Source organism: Micrococcus sp. APC 4021, from assembly GCF_030407635.1.
Classification (GTDB): Bacteria; Actinomycetota; Actinomycetes; order Actinomycetales; family Micrococcaceae; genus Micrococcus; species Micrococcus luteus.
This window is the reverse complement of record NZ_JASDCZ010000223.1, coordinates 1-1,138: the sequence shown is the minus strand read 5'-3', so window position 1 is coordinate 1,138 and position 1,138 is coordinate 1. Positions and strand designations below refer to the sequence as shown.

Sequence of the window (1,138 nt, the reverse complement as noted above, 5' to 3'; positions counted from 1 at the left end):
CATGTCCACGACGCCGACCCCGCCCGTGTCCCACGGGTCCGCCCCCAGCCGGATGACCTGGATGGACGCCATGCGCGGATTCGCCGTGCTGCTGGTGATGTTCACCCACACCTACACGATGCCGCAGGGGCTCGACGCGACCTTCAGCTCCGTGGCGTTCGCGAACGTGGTGCAGGTGTTCCAGTCGTGGCGGATGCCGATGCTCGTGTTCCTGTCCGGCGTCCTGCTGCCCCGCTCGGTGTCCAAGCCGCTGGGCACGTACTACCGCGGCAAGGCGGAGCGGATCCTGTGGCCGTTCCTCGTCTGGATGGTCGTCCTGGCGCTGGCCACGGGCAAGCCCGGATCCCTGCTGTCCGTCGAGTTCTGGCGCGGCGGCGCGTGGCACCTGTGGTTCCTGTGGGTGCTCATGCTCTGCTACCTCATCGGCCCGGTGATCCGTCGCGTCCCGGCGCTGGTGGTCGCGGCCGTCCTCTTCGTGCTGCTCCTCGAGTTCGTCAGCGGCCCCCGCGACTGGGTGCGTCCCCTGTACTGGGGCGTGTACTTCTTCCTCGGTGCCGCCTCCGCGCGACTGCTCCCCCGGATCCGCACGGCGCCGGCCGCCCTGGGCGTGATCGCGGTGATCCTCATGGTGCTCACCGTGACGGCCACGCGCACCGGCGCGCTCGTGGTGGCGGAGCGCCAGCCCTGGTCCGTGTTCGCCGCGCTGCCGGGGATCCTCGTGGTGCTGTGGCTCGGCCCGCGCCTGCCCCGTCTGCCGTTCCTCGAGTTCTGCGGCCGCCGCTCGATGGTCCTCTACGTCGCCCACATGCCGGTGCTGATCCTGGCGGTGGCGGCCTTCCGCGACCTCGCCGCGGTCCGCCCGGTCGACTTCTACGTGGCCATCGCGTCGTTCACGTTCCTCGTCCCGCTCGCCCTCGCGCTCGGCTACCGACGGGTTCGCTGGCTCTTCGAATTCCCGACGGCGGGACGCGTCCGGGCGCGTCCTCGCACCCGGGCCACGGTCCCGGGAGCGGCGGACGCCGTGCCGGCACAGACCGCCGAGCCCGCCTCGACGACGGCGCCCCTGCCGGTCGTCGAGCCGGCGTCCCCGCCGCAGCCCGCCGCGGGGCCGACCCCGGCCGCCGAGCCGGCGGCCGGC

1 protein-coding gene is annotated in these 1,138 nt (G+C 73.0%); it reads left to right on the top strand.

The features are described from left to right. Position 1: 1 nt before the first annotated feature. The coding region (locus QL983_RS11305; protein ID WP_356768558.1) for an acyltransferase family protein at positions 2-1,138 on the top strand (1,137 nt) is incomplete at its 3' end.